General features: G+C 68.5%; 12 protein-coding genes. 7 read left to right on the top strand and 5 right to left on the bottom strand.

What is annotated here, in order from left to right; genetic code table 11:
- Nucleotides 1–15 precede the first annotated feature (15 nt).
- Nucleotides 16–3,180, bottom strand: a complete 3,165-nt coding sequence (locus AC0662_RS13260; RefSeq protein WP_478300581.1) for a penicillin acylase family protein — start codon at nucleotides 3,178–3,180, stop codon at nucleotides 16–18.
- A 114-nt stretch (nucleotides 3,181–3,294) separates the two neighbouring features.
- On the opposite strand from AC0662_RS13260, the gene AC0662_RS13255 reads away from it, so the two are divergent.
- Nucleotides 3,295–4,383 carry an aminotransferase class V-fold PLP-dependent enzyme gene (locus tag AC0662_RS13255; RefSeq protein WP_478300580.1) on the top strand — a complete coding sequence of 363 codons (1,089 nt, stop codon included), beginning with the start codon at nucleotides 3,295–3,297 and terminating at the stop codon, nucleotides 4,381–4,383.
- Between the two features lie 79 nt (nucleotides 4,384–4,462).
- On the opposite strand, the gene AC0662_RS13250 is transcribed toward AC0662_RS13255, so the two are convergent.
- Entirely contained in the window at nucleotides 4,463–6,694 is a 2,232-nt protein-coding gene (locus AC0662_RS13250; protein WP_478300578.1) for a DEAD/DEAH box helicase, read from the bottom strand.
- 377 nt (nucleotides 6,695–7,071) lie between these two features.
- Between AC0662_RS13250 and soxR the strand changes: the two genes are divergently transcribed.
- Complete coding sequence (soxR, locus tag AC0662_RS13245; protein ID WP_452203310.1) at nucleotides 7,072–7,548, top strand: redox-sensitive transcriptional activator SoxR; 477 nt, start codon at nucleotides 7,072–7,074, stop codon at nucleotides 7,546–7,548.
- A gap of 31 nt (nucleotides 7,549–7,579) precedes the next feature.
- On the opposite strand, the gene AC0662_RS13240 is transcribed toward soxR, so the two are convergent.
- Nucleotides 7,580–8,164 (bottom strand): TetR/AcrR family transcriptional regulator, encoded by a 585-nt coding sequence (locus AC0662_RS13240; RefSeq protein ID WP_478300576.1) that lies wholly within the window; start codon nucleotides 8,162–8,164, stop codon nucleotides 7,580–7,582.
- 53 nt (nucleotides 8,165–8,217) lie between these two features.
- Between AC0662_RS13240 and AC0662_RS13235 the strand changes: the two genes are divergently transcribed.
- Nucleotides 8,218–9,096 carry an alpha/beta fold hydrolase gene (locus tag AC0662_RS13235; protein WP_478300574.1) on the top strand — a complete coding sequence of 293 codons (879 nt, stop codon included), beginning with the start codon at nucleotides 8,218–8,220 and terminating at the stop codon, nucleotides 9,094–9,096.
- 163 nt (nucleotides 9,097–9,259) lie between these two features.
- Complete coding sequence (snpA, locus tag AC0662_RS13230; protein WP_478300572.1) at nucleotides 9,260–9,943, top strand: snapalysin; 684 nt, start codon at nucleotides 9,260–9,262, stop codon at nucleotides 9,941–9,943.
- Between the two features lie 112 nt (nucleotides 9,944–10,055).
- On the opposite strand, the gene AC0662_RS13225 is transcribed toward snpA, so the two are convergent.
- A complete protein-coding gene (locus AC0662_RS13225; RefSeq protein ID WP_478300570.1) occupies nucleotides 10,056–11,081 on the bottom strand; it encodes a LacI family DNA-binding transcriptional regulator in 1,026 nt (341 codons plus the stop codon).
- Between the two features lie 220 nt (nucleotides 11,082–11,301).
- Here AC0662_RS13225 and AC0662_RS13220 point away from each other — a divergent pair, with 220 nt between their 5' ends.
- Nucleotides 11,302–12,381: an ABC transporter ATP-binding protein gene (locus AC0662_RS13220; protein ID WP_452203305.1), complete on the top strand. Its 1,080-nt coding sequence runs from the start codon at nucleotides 11,302–11,304 to the stop codon at nucleotides 12,379–12,381.
- An 18-nt stretch (nucleotides 12,382–12,399) separates the two neighbouring features.
- Here the strand turns inward: AC0662_RS13220 and AC0662_RS13215 are convergent, their stop codons facing one another.
- Entirely contained in the window at nucleotides 12,400–13,392 is a 993-nt protein-coding gene (locus tag AC0662_RS13215; RefSeq protein WP_452203304.1) for a glycosyltransferase family 2 protein, read from the bottom strand.
- A 93-nt stretch (nucleotides 13,393–13,485) separates the two neighbouring features.
- On the opposite strand from AC0662_RS13215, the gene AC0662_RS13210 reads away from it, so the two are divergent.
- Together AC0662_RS13210 and AC0662_RS13205 are read left to right on the top strand one after the other, a co-directional pair.
- Complete coding sequence (locus tag AC0662_RS13210) at nucleotides 13,486–16,023, top strand: YfhO family protein (RefSeq protein WP_452203303.1); 2,538 nt, start codon at nucleotides 13,486–13,488, stop codon at nucleotides 16,021–16,023.
- Nucleotides 16,024–16,260: 237 nt separating this feature from the next.
- On the top strand, nucleotides 16,261–16,563 hold the full coding sequence (locus AC0662_RS13205) for a metal-sensitive transcriptional regulator (protein WP_452203302.1): 303 nt from the start codon (nucleotides 16,261–16,263) through the stop codon (nucleotides 16,561–16,563).
- Nucleotides 16,564–16,610 lie beyond the last annotated feature (47 nt).

The following is a 16,610-nucleotide window of genomic DNA, read 5'->3' as shown; positions in this document are numbered from 1 at the left end:
ACAGGCCGACGGGTATCACCATCTGAAGACTTGCAGCTCGTAGAGTGAATACCCGTACGACGTGGCGCGCTGCGTCCCCGTCACTCGGACGTACCGGGCCGGCACCGCCCCGAACCGCACCACGTCCTCCCCGCCGTCACCGGCCGTCGTCGCGTACACCTGCTGCCAGGTCGACCCGTCCCGCGACACCTCCACGCGGTACCCCTTCGCGTACGCCGCCTCCCACTTCAGCACCACTCGCCGGACCGTCTGCTCGTTGCCGAGGTCAACCTTCAGCCACTGCGGATCCGACCAGTCGCTGGCCCACCGGGTGTCCAGCTTCCCGTCGACCGCCTGCGCCGGTGGCGAGTTGTACCAGCCCTTCTCGTAGCTGCTCGCGGTCGCGGTCCTCCCGGCCGCGAGGTTCGTGACGTCGTCACCCCGCCGCGCTGGGAACTCGACGACCTGCTGGTACGTCGGCCGGTTCACCCACGCCATCCGGTCCTGGGTGATGCCACCCATCGGGTTGTGCGCGATCTGGTCGGCGCAGAACTGGTCCCCCGCGGCGCAGTCCGCGGTCGCCGGGTACGTCGTCGCTGCGGGCACCTTGGTCGCGGCGAGCAAGGTGTCGGTGAGCACAGACCGACAGGTAGCCAGCGATCCGCCACCGCAGTACGTCACCGGCTGGGCCGCCTTCACCGGGTCGCCGAGCACCTTGCGCAGGTCGCGCTGGACGAAGCCCCACCAGCCGCTCTGGAACGCGGATCCCTGCGCGCTCGGCCGCTCGTCGATCTTCAGGTTCGCGACCAGTGCGCCGTACAGATCGGGGCCGAGGTCCTTGAACTCGGCGGGGACGAGCAGCGGCCACCACGCGTCGAGGAGGCGGATCGCGTCGGCGTTGTCGTACGTCTTCGACGACGCGTTCGGTGTCTTGCGGTGGGCGCCGGCTTGCTGCCAGGCGGTCAGCTTCGTGACCGCGTCGGCGACGGCCGGGTCGGTGATCGGCGCGCTCTTGAGGACGCGGAGCAGGTACGGCAGGACCTGGTCGCCGCGGAGGTCGACGGTGGCGGCGTCTTCCATCGCCTCGACCAGCTTGCCGCGGGTGAACTTCTGACCGCTGTTGATGATTGCCTTGATGCGGTCGTCGAGCGGCTGACTGCGGTAGACGGCGTTGTAGCCCCACTGGCCGTCCGAGGCGGAGTACCCCGGTGCCTGTTTGTTGTTCCAGCTGGTCAGGTAGTCCTGGTTGACGACCTGTGGGTGCTGGGCGGGCGGGGTGTAGGTCGCGCGGTTGGTGTCCGGGTTCCAGCCCTGCCATTCGTAAGAGCTCCAGGTCGGCAGGTTCGGATCGGCGCCGGCGGCGCGGACCGGGTTGTCACCGGAGTTGAAGTACGCGATCGAGTTCTTGTCGGTGTAGAACCAGTTGAAGGTGTACCCGATGTTCGTGGCGGCCTTCTGGAAGTCGGCGGCCGAGTGGATCCGGTCCGGGTCGTTGAACTGCATGAACCCGAGCGCCGAGCCCGCCTCGTTGCCGTACGTCGACCGGTTCTTGGTGAACAGCACCGGTTTTCCGCCGACCGTTCCGCGATGCGTGACGATGCCGTACTTGGTCCGTAGGGCAACCAATGTGTACGAGCCGGCCGGTTCCGAGGAGCCGAGGCTGGAGTACCACGCGTTGTGCCGCTCGAGTCGCTCGATCGGCACGCACTGGCCGCGGAAAACGTAGTACTGCGACGTTTTCGTCGGCGTTCCGCCGTTCGGCTCGCAGAGTGGGACGGCGAACGTGTCGGTGATGTCCTGCCCCGCGGACGTGGCGCTCCACGAGTAGTCGGGGCCGCGGCCGATCAGCGTGTAGAAGTTCAGGCCGGCGAACGCGATACCGCGGGAGCTGACGCCGGGGCCTTGGAGTTCCTGGCGGAGCAGGAGCTGCGGCGCGAAGTACCCGGTCTGTGGGCCGTAGACGGCGATCGGGTTGCCGCTCTGGGTGTGCGCGCCGGAAACCACCAGCGCGTTGGACATCGCTTTCTTTCCGAAACCTTCCGGAAAGAGTCCGCCGTCGAAGATTCCGCGCAGACTTTCCGCGTTCTTCGGCACCGGTTTCGGGGCCGGTTTCGCGGCGGCGGTCTTGTTCGCGGTCTGATCGATCACCTCGGGTTCCGCGGTGACCGAGCCACGGTCCGGCAGCGCGCGACCGGCCGGGTTCGGTCCGGTGGTCCCGTACGGAAAACTCGTTCCGTCGTGCACCGTCGTACTGGCTTCCGGATCGTTCTGCGAGCGGAACGACTCCCATACCTTGGTGCCCTGGGCAACGCCGTACTTCGCCTGCGCCTCGAGCAGCGCCAGCGCGGACGTGACCTCGGCGCCACCACCCGTACCGAAGATGCCCGCGACGACCGCCGCCGTGGCGACCACGTCGGTCACCTTCCAGTGCGGCGTCGGCCAGGTGAGACCGAGCGCGACGTACTCACCCGGGTACCCGATCCCGACCGTGTCGATGTAGTGGTTCACACCGTCGACCCAGGCCTGGATGTCCTGCTGCATCTTCACCCCGTCGGCGCCGTACAACTCGTCAGCGTCGTCGAACTGCCGCTGCAGATCGGCCTCGGTGTACGGCGCGGTCCGCCAGAACTCCTGCTCGAACTCGCGGTTCGCCGCCGCGCCGCCCGCGAACGGCGTCAGCTGCCCGCGCCCGAGGTGGCGGAACACGTCCATCACGAACAGCCGGTCCTGAGCTCCGGCGTACCCGGCCCCGAACATCGTGCCGAGCCGCGTGGTGCCGGTGATGTGCGGGATGCCGCGCGACTTGTCCCGGACGATCGTGACATCGCTCCGCGGCTGGATCGTGCTCGCGACGTCGTCCGGTTTCACGCCGAACGAGGAGTCGTCGTAGTACGGAGCGAGGCCGGCGTCGGTGATGCCCTGGGAGTTCCAGACCAGGTCCTGGTACGGCTGCACCGTGTCGCTGAAATGCGCGGGCCGGACGCCCAACGCCTTGAAAGCAAGGAGATCCGTGAAGGTCGCGTTCCCGTTCTGCCCGGGCGGCAGGATGTCACGACATTGCTCAAGGCAATAATCATCCGGGCTCGCGGCAACCGCTCGCGGTGCGGCCTGGGTCGGGGCGGGCAGGGCCGCGAGGACGGCGACGACGGCAGCCGCGGCGGCGACGGCACGAAGGCGGGTTCGGAGTGCGGGGCGGGGCACGGTCCCTCCTCAGGTCGAGTAAAAGTGAGGATGACTCACCAGTAGCTTCGGGTCAAGAACTCACCGCCCGGCTCTCGCCTTTTTGGTTGTCGGACCACTACGCTCAGCAACACCATGAGCATCCACGATCGTTACCGATTGAGTGTGGTGATCAATGCCAAGGGGACGTACACGCCGTTAGGGGTGTCGCGGAGCTCCGACGGGGTGGCGGCGGCTGTCGCCCAGGCATTGCCCGAATTCTTCGTGATGGACGAGCTCGGCGACCGGGTCAGCGAGGCCATCGCGCACACCACTGGCGCGCAGGCCGGCGCGGTCGTGCACTGCACCGCGGCCGGTATCACCCTCGCGGTCGCGGCCACGATGACCGGCGGCGACCCACGCCGTACGGCGGCGTTGCCGGACGCAACCGACATGCACAACCGGGTCGTCCTGCCGGCCTGCCAAGTGGTCGACTACGGGCACACGAACCTGCAGGGCATCCGGCTCGCCGGTGCGCAGGTGAACCTGGCCGGCGACGAGGACGGCTGCACGATCGCCGATCTGGAGGCCGAGCTCGACGGGCCCGACGTCGCCTGCCTGATGCTCGTGTCGTCGCGGTTGACGCGTGGCGAACCGATCGATCTGGTGGCCGCGATCCGGGCCGCGCATCGTCGCGGCGTACCGGCGATCGTGGATGCGGCGGCGCAGTTCCCGCGGATCGCGGACCTGCTGGCGACCGGCGCGGATCTCGTGCTGGTCAGCGGGCAGAAGTACCTCGGGTCGCCGACCGCGGGGCTGGTGGCCGGGAACTGGCCGCTGGTGCAGGCGGTGCGGGCCCAGGAGAAGGGCATCGGGCGGGTGATGAAGCCGACCAAGGAAGCGATCGTCGGCGTCCTCGCGGCGCTCGAGGAGTGGCAGGCGTTCGACCGGGTCAAGTGGGAGGCGGACGAACTCGCGAAGGTGGACGCGTTCGTCGAAGCCGCGTCGCGGATCCCGGACATCACGGTCGCGGCGGTCCCGGATCCGACCGGGCTGCAGATCTCGCGCGTACTGCTGAAGGTCCCGGACGCCAAGCGTGCAGCGACCGAACTGGAAGCGGGAACCCCGCCGATCTACGTGATGACCGACCGGATGGCCGACGGCGAGCTGATGCTGGAGCTGGTCCCGCTAAACGCGGACGAGATCGCGACCGTGCTCGCCCGGTTGTGGGCAGTGCTCACGTAGGGACCTTGAACAGAAAGCGGTGGGCTGGGACAGGCTATTTCCTGTCCCAGCCCACCGTTGCTTGTCCCAGCTACCTACCTCAGTGCTGGTAGGACCTGCCGTCGGTACGGCGCTGGCCGCCGTTGCCACTGCGACGCGGGCCGTTGCCGCCCCGGCCCTCGTGACCACGTCCCGGCCGGGTGCTGCCGAACCGGCCGCGGCCACCCTTGTTCCCGCGCGGCTTCGGGGCCGGCAGCTTCACCGGGTGCCCGGACGGCTTGCTGCCGCCGGTCAGCCCGCTGATCAGCCCGTCCCCCGGACGCACCCGGACCGGCTCCGCCGCGACACCGGCAGACTCGGCCAGCCGGACCATCCCGCGCCGCTGGTGCGGCAGGACGAGCGTCACGACCGCGCCCTTGCCACCCGCACGCGCCGTACGGCCGGCCCGGTGCAGGTAGTCCTTGTGGTCCGCCGCCGGGTCCGCCTGGACGACCAGGCCGACGTCGTCGACGTGGATGCCGCGAGCAGCCACATCCGTCGCCACGAGCACCGGAACCGAGCCGTCCTTGAACTGCTCGAGCGTCCGGTTCCGGGCGCCCTGGGTCAGACCGCCGTGCAGCGCCGCGGCCATCACGCCACGGTCCCGCAGCTGGGTGGCGACGCGGTCGGCGCCCAGCTTGGTGCGGACGAACACGATGGTCCGGCCGTCCCGGCTGGCCAGCTCCGCGGTCAGCGACTGCTTGTGCGCCGGCTCGATCACCAGCATGTGGTGCTCCATCGTGCTGACCGACGCCTGGCCGGACTCGGTCGAGTGCTGCACCGGGTCCTTCAGGTACGTCTTCACGATCGTGTCGACGTCGTTGTCCAGCGTCGCCGAGAACAGCAGCCGCTGGCCTGCCGGCGGCGTCATGTCGAGCAGCGTGGTGACCGCCGGCATGAAGCCCATGTCGCACATGTGGTCGGCCTCGTCGAGGACCGCGACCTCCACCGCGCCGAGGTCGGCCGCGCCCTGCTCACACAGGTCGATCAGCCGGCCGGGGGTGGCGATCAGCAGGTCGACACCACGCCGGAGCGCGTCGATTTGCTTCGGGTACGGCAGCCCGCCGGCGATCAGCTTCAGCGACACGTTCATCACGTGCGCGAGCGGCTCGAGCGCGTCGTGCACCTGCATCGCGAGCTCACGGGTCGGCACCAGGATCATGCCGCGCGGACGGCGTGACTCGGTCCGGCCACCGGCCAGCCGCATCAGCGTCGGCAGCCCGAAGCCCAGCGTCTTGCCGGAACCCGTCTGACCGCGACCGAGTACGTCCTTACCGGCCAGCGCGTCCGGGATCGTTGCGCTCTGGATCGGGAACGGCGCGGTGATGCCGTCCCGGGCCAGCCGCTGCACCAGCCGCGGCGCGATGCCGAGCGCCGCGAACTGATTGTCCTCGGCAACGGTCCCGAGATCCACGGATTCCTGCTCCACTACGCGCTCGTCCTTCCGGAAACTCTTGTCACTGCGCTCGAACCGGGGCCGGTCCTCACGGTTGAACCGCTGACGGTCGTCGCGGTTGTACTGCGGACGGTCGTCGCGGTTGAACCGCGGACGCTCGTCGCGGTTGAACTGCTGACGGTCGTCCCGGTTGAACTGCGGCCGGTCGTCCCGGTTGTACTGCGGCCGGTCGTCGCGCCGGTAGCTCTTCTCGTTCCGCTCGAACCGCGCCTTGTCGTCCCGGTTGAACCGCGGCCGACTGTCCTGCCCCCGGTCGTTCCGGTTGGACGACGGACGCTCGTCGCGATCGTTCCGGTTGTACGACGGCCGCTCGTCACGACCACCGCGGTTGTACTGCGGCCGCTCGTCCCGATTACCCCGGTTGTACGAGGACCGGTCGTCGCGGCTGTACGACGAACGCTCGCCACGGTTGGACGACGAACGCTCGCCGCGGTTGGACGACGAACGCTCGCCGCGGTTGGACGACGAACGCTCGTCCCGGTTGTAGGACGACCGCTCGTCACGGTTGTACTGCGGCCGCTCGTCGCGGTTGAAGCGCGGGCGCTCGTCCCGGTTGTAGGACGACCGCTCATCGCGGTTGTACTGCGGGCGCTCGTCGCGGCCGCGCTCGTCGGAGCGCTGCCCGCCGGTGCGCCGGCCGTCGTACCGCTGGCCGCGGTCGGGGCGGGGCTGCTCGGAGCGGTACCCCTTGACCGGCTTGCGGTCCTCGCGGGGGGCTTCGTACGTCGACTCGGCGGCGAGGCGCTCGCCGTAGGACTGGTTCTGGTACTTCTTGTGTCGTGGCTTCTTGACCCGCCCGTCGGCGGAATCGGCGTCGTGCTGGTGGTGCTGGGTCACGCAAACTCTCTCTCGGATTCACGGACGATTTGCCGGATCGCAGCCGCACGTAAGCGCCGGTCACAAAAACATGACCGGACCGGACGTACTCAGCAGGAGACGGGCATCGACCTGCGGGTGCTATCGCGTTGCACCCATGTCGCCGGAGTTTTCAGCGGGGATGCCGAAACCGACGGGTCGGAGCGCCTGGAAACATCTCTGGTGACGCGACGCGCGCACCGACACCTGAAAAGTATAACCGATCGTGACGGCCGTCCCGACCACGCCGTAACCCCCGCGGCAACGACCAGACCACCTACCCCACTGGTGCTCTCGGCGCCGGTTTCACACACTTCAAGCATGGTTGAGTTTTTGGAACGCCGTTCTAGGGTGGCGGTATGGGTGAGGAGAACGTCCCCAGCAAAGAGCACTGGCTCTCGATCGGGGAGATCGCGCATCGGTCCGGAGTGGCGGCGTCCGCGTTGCGGTTCTACGAGGACCAGGGGCTGATCGCGTCCCGGCGTACAGCCGGTAACCAGCGGCAGTACCAGCGCAGCACGCTGCGCCGGATCGCCTTCGTCCAGGCCGCCCAGCGGGTCGGTCTCGCGCTCGCCGAGATCAAGCAGGCCCTGGACTCGCTGCCCGAGGACCGGACGCCGACGCGCGCCGACTGGAGCAAGCTGTCGAAGACGTGGCGCAGCCGCCTGGACGAGCGGATCTCCGAGCTCGAGCGGCTCCGCGACGACCTCGACACCTGCATCGGTTGCGGCTGCCTCAGCCTGCAGCGCTGCAACCTCTACAACAAGGAGGACCGCCTCTCCACGCGAGGCCCCGGCGCCCGCCTCCTCAACGTCGGCATCCCCGGCGAGGCCTGACCACCCGAGCCCACGCCCGGGGCACGAGCGGCTAGGACAGCAGCCCCCGCTCGACCACCTCGACCAGCAACTCGGCGGCCGCCACGGCGTCGTACGCCGGATCTCGCATGGACTCGGCCACGATCGCGTCGATGCCGCCGCCGATCACGAGCGCCGCGGACCGCAGGTCGATCGTCTCGGTGAGCCCCCGGGCGACCCGCGCCGCGGACAGCAACTCCGCAACGGCTGACCACCGGGCTTTCGAGTCGGTCAGCGGCGCGACCGACATCATCGCCTCGACGAGCATCCGGACGTCCCGCGGCCGCTCCCGGAGATGCCCGACCATCGACCGGATGTACGCCGCCGGCCCGTCCGCCGGCGCCGCAGCCTCCACGGCCCCGGCGACGGTCGCGACCAGCGCCGACAGCACCTGCTCGTGCGCGGCCTCGACGAGCGCCTGCTTCGACGCGAAGTGGTACAGCACGCCCGCCTTGGTGATCCCGGCGCTCTCCGCGATCCGTCCGAGCGACGCCGCGGCGTACCCACGTTCGGACACCAACCCGATCGTGACGTCGACCAACTGCGCCCGCCGAGCCTCCTCGGTGAAGGTCAGGTTCCGCCCGCGCGCTGAAGGCATGACCTCAACCTACCGTATGGTCAGATCACTTACCGATCGGTTAGGAGAGGTGGATGGCAAAGAACGGGAGTTGGAACAGCGCGAGCGGGTACGACGACTACCGCTCCAAGTACGACGCCGCGATGCGCGACCTCCCCACGCCGACCGCGATCCTCGACCTCAACACGGAGTACGGCGTAGTTCGCGCCTACAAGTTCGCCGGCGCCGACAGCGACCTCGCCCCCCTCGTCCTCCTCCCCGGCACGTCGTCGGGTACGCCGGTCTGGGCCGACAACCTGAAGTCGCTGCGTGCGATCACCGATGTCTACGCGATCGACCTGCTCGGCGAGCCCGGGATGAGCGTCCAGACCAAGCCGATCACGTCGGTCCAGGACAAGGCGGACTGGCTCGATCAGGCGTTAGCGGGCCTTCCGGAGAAACAGTTCAACCCGCTCGGGTTGTCGATCGGCGGCTGGACCGCGATGAACCTCGCCGTACGCCGGCCGGACCGGATCGCGTCGGTCACCACTCTCGACGCCGTCAACGTGTACGACGGGATTCCACTGGCGACCTTGGTTCGTTCGCTCCCGGCGGCGGTGAAGTGGTTGCCGCGTTCGTGGCGCGACAGCTTCATCTCCTACACAGCGGGCGGTCAGCCGGTGGAGCACTCGCCGATCGCCGACATGATCGAGTCGGGGATGAAGAACTACACGATGCGCCAGCCACAGCCGCAGCGGATCACCGCGCAGGAGTTGGCCGGTCTATCGATACCGGTGCTCGCGATCATCGCCGGTCGCTCGGTGATGCACGATCCCGCGACGGCCCGCCGTACCGCTGAACAGGCGTTGCGGACGAAGACGGTCGCGTTCTACCCGGACGCGTCGCATGCGATCAACGGCGAGTACCCCGACCGGATCGCCGCCGACCTGCGGGCGTTTCTGGCGAACCCATAATCACGCAGCTATGGAGGGCATAGAACGGCCCGCCGGATACGCGGGTTAACCCCTGGTTTTGGGGCGATGTGCTGCGGAAATCCGGAGCGCTTGGGAGCATCCGATGGTGGCGATCGGTAATCCGCCCGTCGCTATCCGCCACCGATTCGGAGTGAGGCCCTCCATGTCGCATCGCCGTCTCTTCGCCAGTCTCGCGGGGCTCGCCGCCGCCGCACTGGCCGTCCCCGCGCTGGCAGCGTCCCCCTCGACTGCCGCGCCGACCGCTGACTCGCACGTCTCGACCGCCGCCACCCGCGCGGCGTACATCGGGTCGCCGCAGGACGAAGCCGCCACCAAGGCGTTCTACGACGCCGTGATGAAGTCCGCGCGCGCCAAGATGGCGCAGCAGGCGAAGTCCGGCCGCAAGGTCACCGCGGTGACCGTCACGTACGCCGTCGACGCGCCGACGTTCGCGTCGCAGATCTCGTCCAGCACGCAGATCTGGAACTCCGCGGTGAGCAGCGTGAAGCTCGTCGAGGGCAGCAACTACGACTTCTACTACACCGAGGGCAACGACTCGCGCGGCTCGTACGCGTCGACCGACGGGCACGGCAGCGGCTACGTCTTCATCGACTACACGCAGGCCGAGCAGTACGACAAGACCCGCATCGTCGCGCACGAGACCGGCCACGTCCTCGGCCTCCCCGACCACTACTCCGGCCCCTGCTCCGAACTGATGTCCGGCGGCGGCCCCGGCCCGTCCTGCACCAACCCGAACCCGGACGCGACCGAGCGCTCCAAGGTCAACTCCCTGTGGGCCAACGGCAAGACCAGCCTCCCCCAGTCCGCCTTCCACCTCTCCAAGTAACCCCTGAATCCTCCGGCCCGGAGCCGCCCGGCAGGGGACGGTTTCCGGGCCGGAGCCTCGTCTTTGGGCATCCACCAACCACTTCGCCACCCCGGAAATGGTCGGTGGGTGCTCAAAGTGCGTTGAGTGGGCCGGTGGAGCCTCGGACGACGAGCTCGGGGCGGAAGAGGAACTCCGTGTGGGGCGTGGCGTGGCCGCGGACCTCTTCGAGGAGTGACTGGACCGCCGCGAGGCCCATCGCCTGGACAGGCTGACGGATCGTGGTCATCGGCGGATCGGTGAACTCCATCATCGGGGCGTCGTCGTAGCCCACGACAGAGACATCCCCGGGTACGGCGAGCCCGCGCTGCCGGGCGGCCCGGATGACGCCGAGCGCCATCATGTCGGAGCCGCAGACGACCGCCGTGACCTCGGCATCCAGCAGTTGCCGGCCGGCCGCCGCGCCGCCCTCGACGCCGAACATGCTGAGCGCGACCCACGGCTCCAGGTCCTCGTCGGTCAACCCCAACTGAGCCTTCATCGAGGTCCGGTAGCCCGCCAGTTTCCGCTGTACGACGATGAATCGCTCCGGCCCCGACGCGAATCCGATCCGGCGGTGGCCGAGGGCAACGAGGTGCGAGACCGCCAGCTCCATCGCGGCGTACTCGTCGGAGGAGACGAACGGCGCCTCGACCGACGGCAGCCAGCCGTTCACGAACACCACCGGCAGCCGGCGTTCGACCAGTGCCTGGTACCGGTCGTGGTCCGCGCCGGTGTCCGCGTGCAGACCGGAGACGAAGATGATTCCGGAGACGCCGCGCTCGAGCAGCATCTCGACGTACTCCTCCTCCGTCGCGCCCGACGGCGACTGCGTACACAGCACCGGGGTGAAACCGCGTTGCGACAGCGCGGACTCGATCACCTGGGCGAACGCCGGGAAGATCGGGTTGATCAGTTCCGGCATCACCAGCCCGATCAGCCCCGCCGACCGCCGCCGCAACCGCGTCGGCCGTTCGAACCCCAGGACGTCGAGAGCAGTCAGCACGGACTGTCTGGTCTCGTCCGCCACCCCCGGCTTCCCGTTCAGCACCCGTGAGACTGTCGCCTCGCTGACCCCCGCCTTGGCCGCGATGTCCGCCAGCCGCGCTCTACTGCTCACGCCCGGCACTGTACCCAGACCCACCTGACATTTCAGCAAGATCCTGCAAGAACTTGCAGGGTGCACGCAGATGTCCACAACGTGAACAGAACGCACATGTCACACGCCGGATGCCTTGTCAGGACGAGCGCGCCAGGTGAGGATAGGCGCACTCCCCCGGCTTGGGGGGCCTTTACTCGGATCGTCCGGCACGTTCCTGCCGGTGAAGGGAAACACAGTCATGGCTACTGTTTCGTTCAAGGCGGCGACCCGCATCTACCCGGGTGGCGACACTCCCGCCGTCGACAAGCTCAACCTCGAGATCGAGGACGGCGAGTTCATGGTGCTCGTCGGCCCGTCGGGTTGCGGCAAGTCCACCTCGCTCCGGATGCTCGCGGGCCTCGAAGAGGTCAACGAGGGCGCCATCTACATCGGCGACCGCGACGTCACGCACCGTCCGCCGAAGGAGCGGGACATCGCGATGGTGTTCCAGAACTACGCGCTCTACCCGCACATGTCGGTCGCCGACAACATGGGCTTCGCGCTGAAGATGCAGGGTGTCTCCAAGGACGACCGGGCCAAGCGCGTCATGGAGGCCGCCAAGCTGCTCGGCCTGGAGGAGTACCTCGACCGCAAGCCGAAGGCGCTGTCCGGTGGTCAGCGTCAGCGCGTCGCGATGGGCCGCGCGATCGTCCGTAACCCGCAGGTCTTCCTGATGGACGAGCCGCTGTCGAACCTGGACGCCAAGCTGCGTGTCCAGACCCGTACCCAGATCGCCGAGCTGCAGCAGCGTCTCGGTGTCACGACCGTGTACGTCACGCACGACCAGGTCGAGGCCATGACGATGGGTGACCGGGTGGCGGTCCTCAAGGACGGTCTGCTCCAGCAGGTCGACACCCCGCTGAACCTGTACGACAACCCGAAGAACAAGTTCGTCGCCGGCTTCATCGGTTCGCCCGCGATGAACCTGCTGACGGCTGACATCGCCGACGGCGGTGCCCAGTTCGGCGACTACGTGATCCCGATCTCGCGCGACCTGCTGGCCAAGGCCGGCAGCGACAAGACCCTGACGGTGGGCGTTCGCCCGGAGGCCTTCAAGGTCGCCGACGAAGGTGTGCCGGTCAAGGTCGCGGTGGTCGAGGAACTCGGCGCGGACGCGTACCTGTACGGCACCGCCGAGCACAGCGGCGAGTCCCAGCAGATCGTCGCTCGCATCGACGCCCGTATGCAGGTCGAGAAGGGCTCGACGGTCCGCCTGGCGGCGGTGCCGGAGAAGCTGCACCTCTTCTCCACCTCCACCGAGGAGCGGCTGACCGCCTGATCCTCAGCAGTAGCTGTCCTACCGGCCCCGGGTGGTTCTTCCACCTGGGGCCGGTGGCTTTTCCAGCCGGTCCGCGGGGTCCATGTTGGTCTGCTTCAGGAGGTAGTGCGGGCGTTTCTTGGTCTCGTAGTAGATCCGCCCGATGTACTCGCCGATCAGGCCGAGCATCACCATCTGCAGCCCGCCGAGGCCGACGATCGCCGCGATCAGCGTGACGTACCCCGGCATGTCCACCCCGTGCAGGATGGCGGCCACGAGCACCCACACGGCGTACCCGGCGGCGACCGCGGTGAGCAGCAGGCCGACGTAGATCGCGGCCCGCAGTGGCTTGTTGTTGAACGACAGCAGCCCGTCGAACCCGTACTCGAGCAGGCGCCGGAACGTCCACCGGCTCTTCCGGTCCGGTGGCGGCTTCACGTTCTCGTACTCGAACAGGATCGACTCGAAGCCGATCCAGGCGAACAGACCCTTCGAGAACCGGTTGTACTCGTTCAGCTCGAGCAGCCCGTCGACCGCGCGCCGGGACAGCAGCCGGAAGTCGCCGACCCCGTCCATCAGTTCGACGTCGGCCCACTTGTTGATCAGCCAGTAGTAGGCGCGCGCGAACAGCGTCCGGGTGGCCGGGTCGCCGGTCCGGTTCCGGCGCGCGATCACCTGGTCGAACCCGCGCTCGTACTCGGCCAGCATCCGGGCGATCAGCTCCGGCGGGTGCTGCAGGTCGGCGTCCATGATCACCACCGCGTCGCCGGTGGCGTACCGCAGACCGGCCAGCATCGCGGCCTCCTTGCCGAAGTTCCGGCTGAAGGACAGATAGCGGACCGTTTCGTCGGTGGCTGCCAACCCGACGAGCGCCTCGAGCGTCCCATCAGAGCTACCGTCGTCGACGTACACGATCTCGTACGGCCGGCCGAGTGCGGTCAGGTCGCTGGTCACGGCCTGATGGAACCGCGTGATGACCTCGACCTCGTTGTAACACGGCACCACCAGACTCAACCGCATCGCTGTCCCCATCCGCCCCACCTGTCGACCCTGATGCGATTCTTGTCCAGACCGGAACTACCCGCTAGCTTTGGCGACCGAACGAGCGGAACGAAGGGGCGGCCAATGGTTTCCGAGGACGGCGCCGAGGGCGCTGCGGGCGGACCTGCGGGAGGCGCTGTTCGACGGCGTTCGGCATGGCTGCCGGCCGTCGTCGCCGCCGTCGTGGTGGCGGCGGTGTTCACCGCCTCCGGAATCATCCGCGGTACCTATCCCTTCGGTTCGCTGTCCCGCAGTACCAACGATCTTGGCACGCAGTACATCCCCTTCTACGCCCACTTGTGGGACGTCCTGCACGGCCAGGCCCAGGGTGATCTGCTGTTCAACTGGCAGAGCGCCTTCGGCGTCGGCTTCCTCGCCGATCTCGGGGTCGATCTGGGCAGCCCATTGTCCCTGCTCGTGGGGCTCTTCCCGCGCGACCGGATCGATCTGGCCGTCTACGTCATCACCACTCTCAAGCTCAGTCTGGCCGCGGCCGCGATGGCCGCCACACTGATGAAGATGCGTCCCGGCCCCCGTTGGGTTGCCGCGATGCTGGGTGTTTCGTACGGCGTCTGCGGCTGGGCACTCGACGACGGATCGTACGTGCCGATGTGGCTGGACGGTCTGATCGCCCTGCCGATGTTCTTCCTGGTCGCCGAGTGGTCACTGCGCAGGACCAACCGGCTGCTCAGTGTGCTGGTCGTCGGCCTGTTCTGGCTGTCCAACTTCTACACCGCCTACATGGCAACGATCGCGGGTGGGATCTACCTGCTCGCCCGGCTGCTCAGCAGTGACCTGAGCTGGTCGCTCCGGCTGCGCGCCGTCGTCCGGCACGGCGTCTCGTTCGTGCTCGGCATGGCCCTGGTCGCGCCCATCCTGCTACCGATCATCACCGCCAACCGCGCCGCAACGCCGTCACCGTCCGGGATCTTCCACCCCTCCGCGCTGGACCTGTTCCTGTCCCGTCTGCTGCCACTGTCCGAGGGCGTCGGCCGCACCGCGAGCCTGTACGTCGGCACGGTGGCCCTGCTGCTCGCACTGACGCTGCCGTTCAACAAGTTCGTCCCGTGGCTGACCAGGACGATCTGGGTGATCACGACCGTGCTCGTCGCGTTGTCGTTCCGGTGGGCGCCGACGCAGGAGTTCTGGCACGCGTTCGACACCCCGAACGGCAGCCAGTACCGCGAGGCGTTCGTACTCTGCGGCCTGCTCGTGGCGGTCGCGTGGGTCTCCGTGTCACACAAGCTTCCCGGTCCGGTCGCGCTGCTCGGCGGCGGGGCGCTGCTCGCGCTGATCGTCGTACTGGCCAATGGCAGTCCGTTGCTGAAGCAACACTGGCTGACCGTCCTGATCACCACCGCGGTGGTGACGTTGGTTGCGTTCGGCACCATCTGGCTGCTGCGCCGGTTCCCCGGCACCCGCCGGGCGAAGTGGCCGGTCGCCGCCGCGTTCGCCCTGGTCCTCGCGGTCGTGGCCGTCGAGACCACCTGGACCGCGGTCGTCACCGACGAGTACCGCGCCAAGGTCCTCGGCGCCTCGAACGCGGCCTGGGACGCCAAGCAGACCGCGCGGTACAACGCGCTGCGGGAGGCCGGCGACTGGCCGAAGTACCGGACCGAACCGGGTACGTCGATCACGCCGAACGACCCGATGTTGCTCGGCGGGCAGGGCGCCGGGTTGTACAGCAGCCTGTTGCCGTTCTCGATCAACCAGGCACTGACGACCCTCGGTTTCGGCTGGTCCGGGTACGGTCGCGCCTCGCGCACCCTGGACAACCCGGTGACCGACGCGATCTTCTCGGTCGGCGCGCGGATGCGGCTGATCAACGACGGCGAGCCGCAGATCACCCGGTCGCAGGCGCCGCCGCTCGTCACGGTCCGGCACCGGCTCACTCCGGCACCGGTCACCACCGACGTCAACGCCCCGAACGCGTACGCCGCGCAGGAGCAGCTGCTCGGGACCACGGTGTACGAAGTCCCGGAGTACAAGGGGACGCGGTTCGCGACCGGCGACGTGAAGCTGGTCGCGCGGTGTACGCCGGGCAGCTCGGCGTACCTGTTCATGCCGCGGGTCGGCGGGCGGGCCCGGCTGGCCGGCGGACAGTGGCACGAGCTGAGCTCCACGCGCCGACCGGGGATCAACACCAGCAGCGCGATGATCGGGCTCGGCGCGGTCCCGACGAGCGGGATCGTGCTGGTCGAGGTCAACTTCGGAGACGCCCCGCAGGGCATCCCGCCGCGCAACGCCATCGGGTGCCTCGACCAGCCGGCGCTGGCCAAGGCGGTCCGCCGGCTGCGGGCGAGCGGGGCGACCGACGTGGAAGCGACCGGCCATGCGATCCACGCGACGCTGCGCCCGGGAAGCACCGGATGGGCCGTGGTCGCCGCACCGAGGATCAGCGGCTGGACCTGCTCGGTCGACGGCAGCAAGGCGCAGGTACCGCGGAACTTCGGCGGCCTGATCGCCGTCCCGCTCACGGGTACGGCGAACCGCGTCGACTGCACGTTCGTCCCACCGGGACTGCGCCGCGGCCTGGCAATCGGCGCAGCCGCCGCCGCAATCACACTCGGCATCGTGCTCATCGGAGCCGCACGCCGACGCCGGCAGCGCCTCGCCAGCTGACGCCGCACCGATAGACCCGCGGCCGCCCACGCCCGCGCTCAGGGGCTGCCCCCTCAGATGGTGGGTTGCCTCGCCGAAATCCGAGGGGGCAACCCGTCGCCTGAAGGGGCGCCGCCTCAATCGGAGATACCCCTACCTGGTATCGCCACGGGGCTTGCATCCGATACCCCAAGGGGGTACTTTGTAGGTGTGGAGATACCCCGGAGGGGTAGTCGGATGCGAGAAGAGGACCGCGAGATGACCACCGATGACGCGCACGTGCACGGTTACACCGCCGAGAAGACCAGCCATCTGAAGCGGCTGCGGCGGATCGAAGGGCAGATTCGTGGTCTGCAGCGGATGGTCGAGGAGGACAAGTACTGCATCGACATCCTGACCCAGGTGTCCGCGGCCACGAAGGCGCTGCAGTCGTTCTCGCTGGAGCTGCTCGACGAGCACCTCTCGCACTGCGTGGTCGAGGCCGCGCAGAAGGGTGGCGCCGAGGCCGAGGAGAAGGTCCGCGAAGCCTCCGACGCGATCGCCCGCCTGGTCCGCAGCTGACAGTCCGCACCATCGGCTGACCTTCCGAACCGTCAGCTGACAGTCCG

The organism is Kribbella sp. NPDC043289, assembly GCF_056436705.1.
This window is presented reverse-complemented; position numbering and strand designations above follow the sequence as displayed.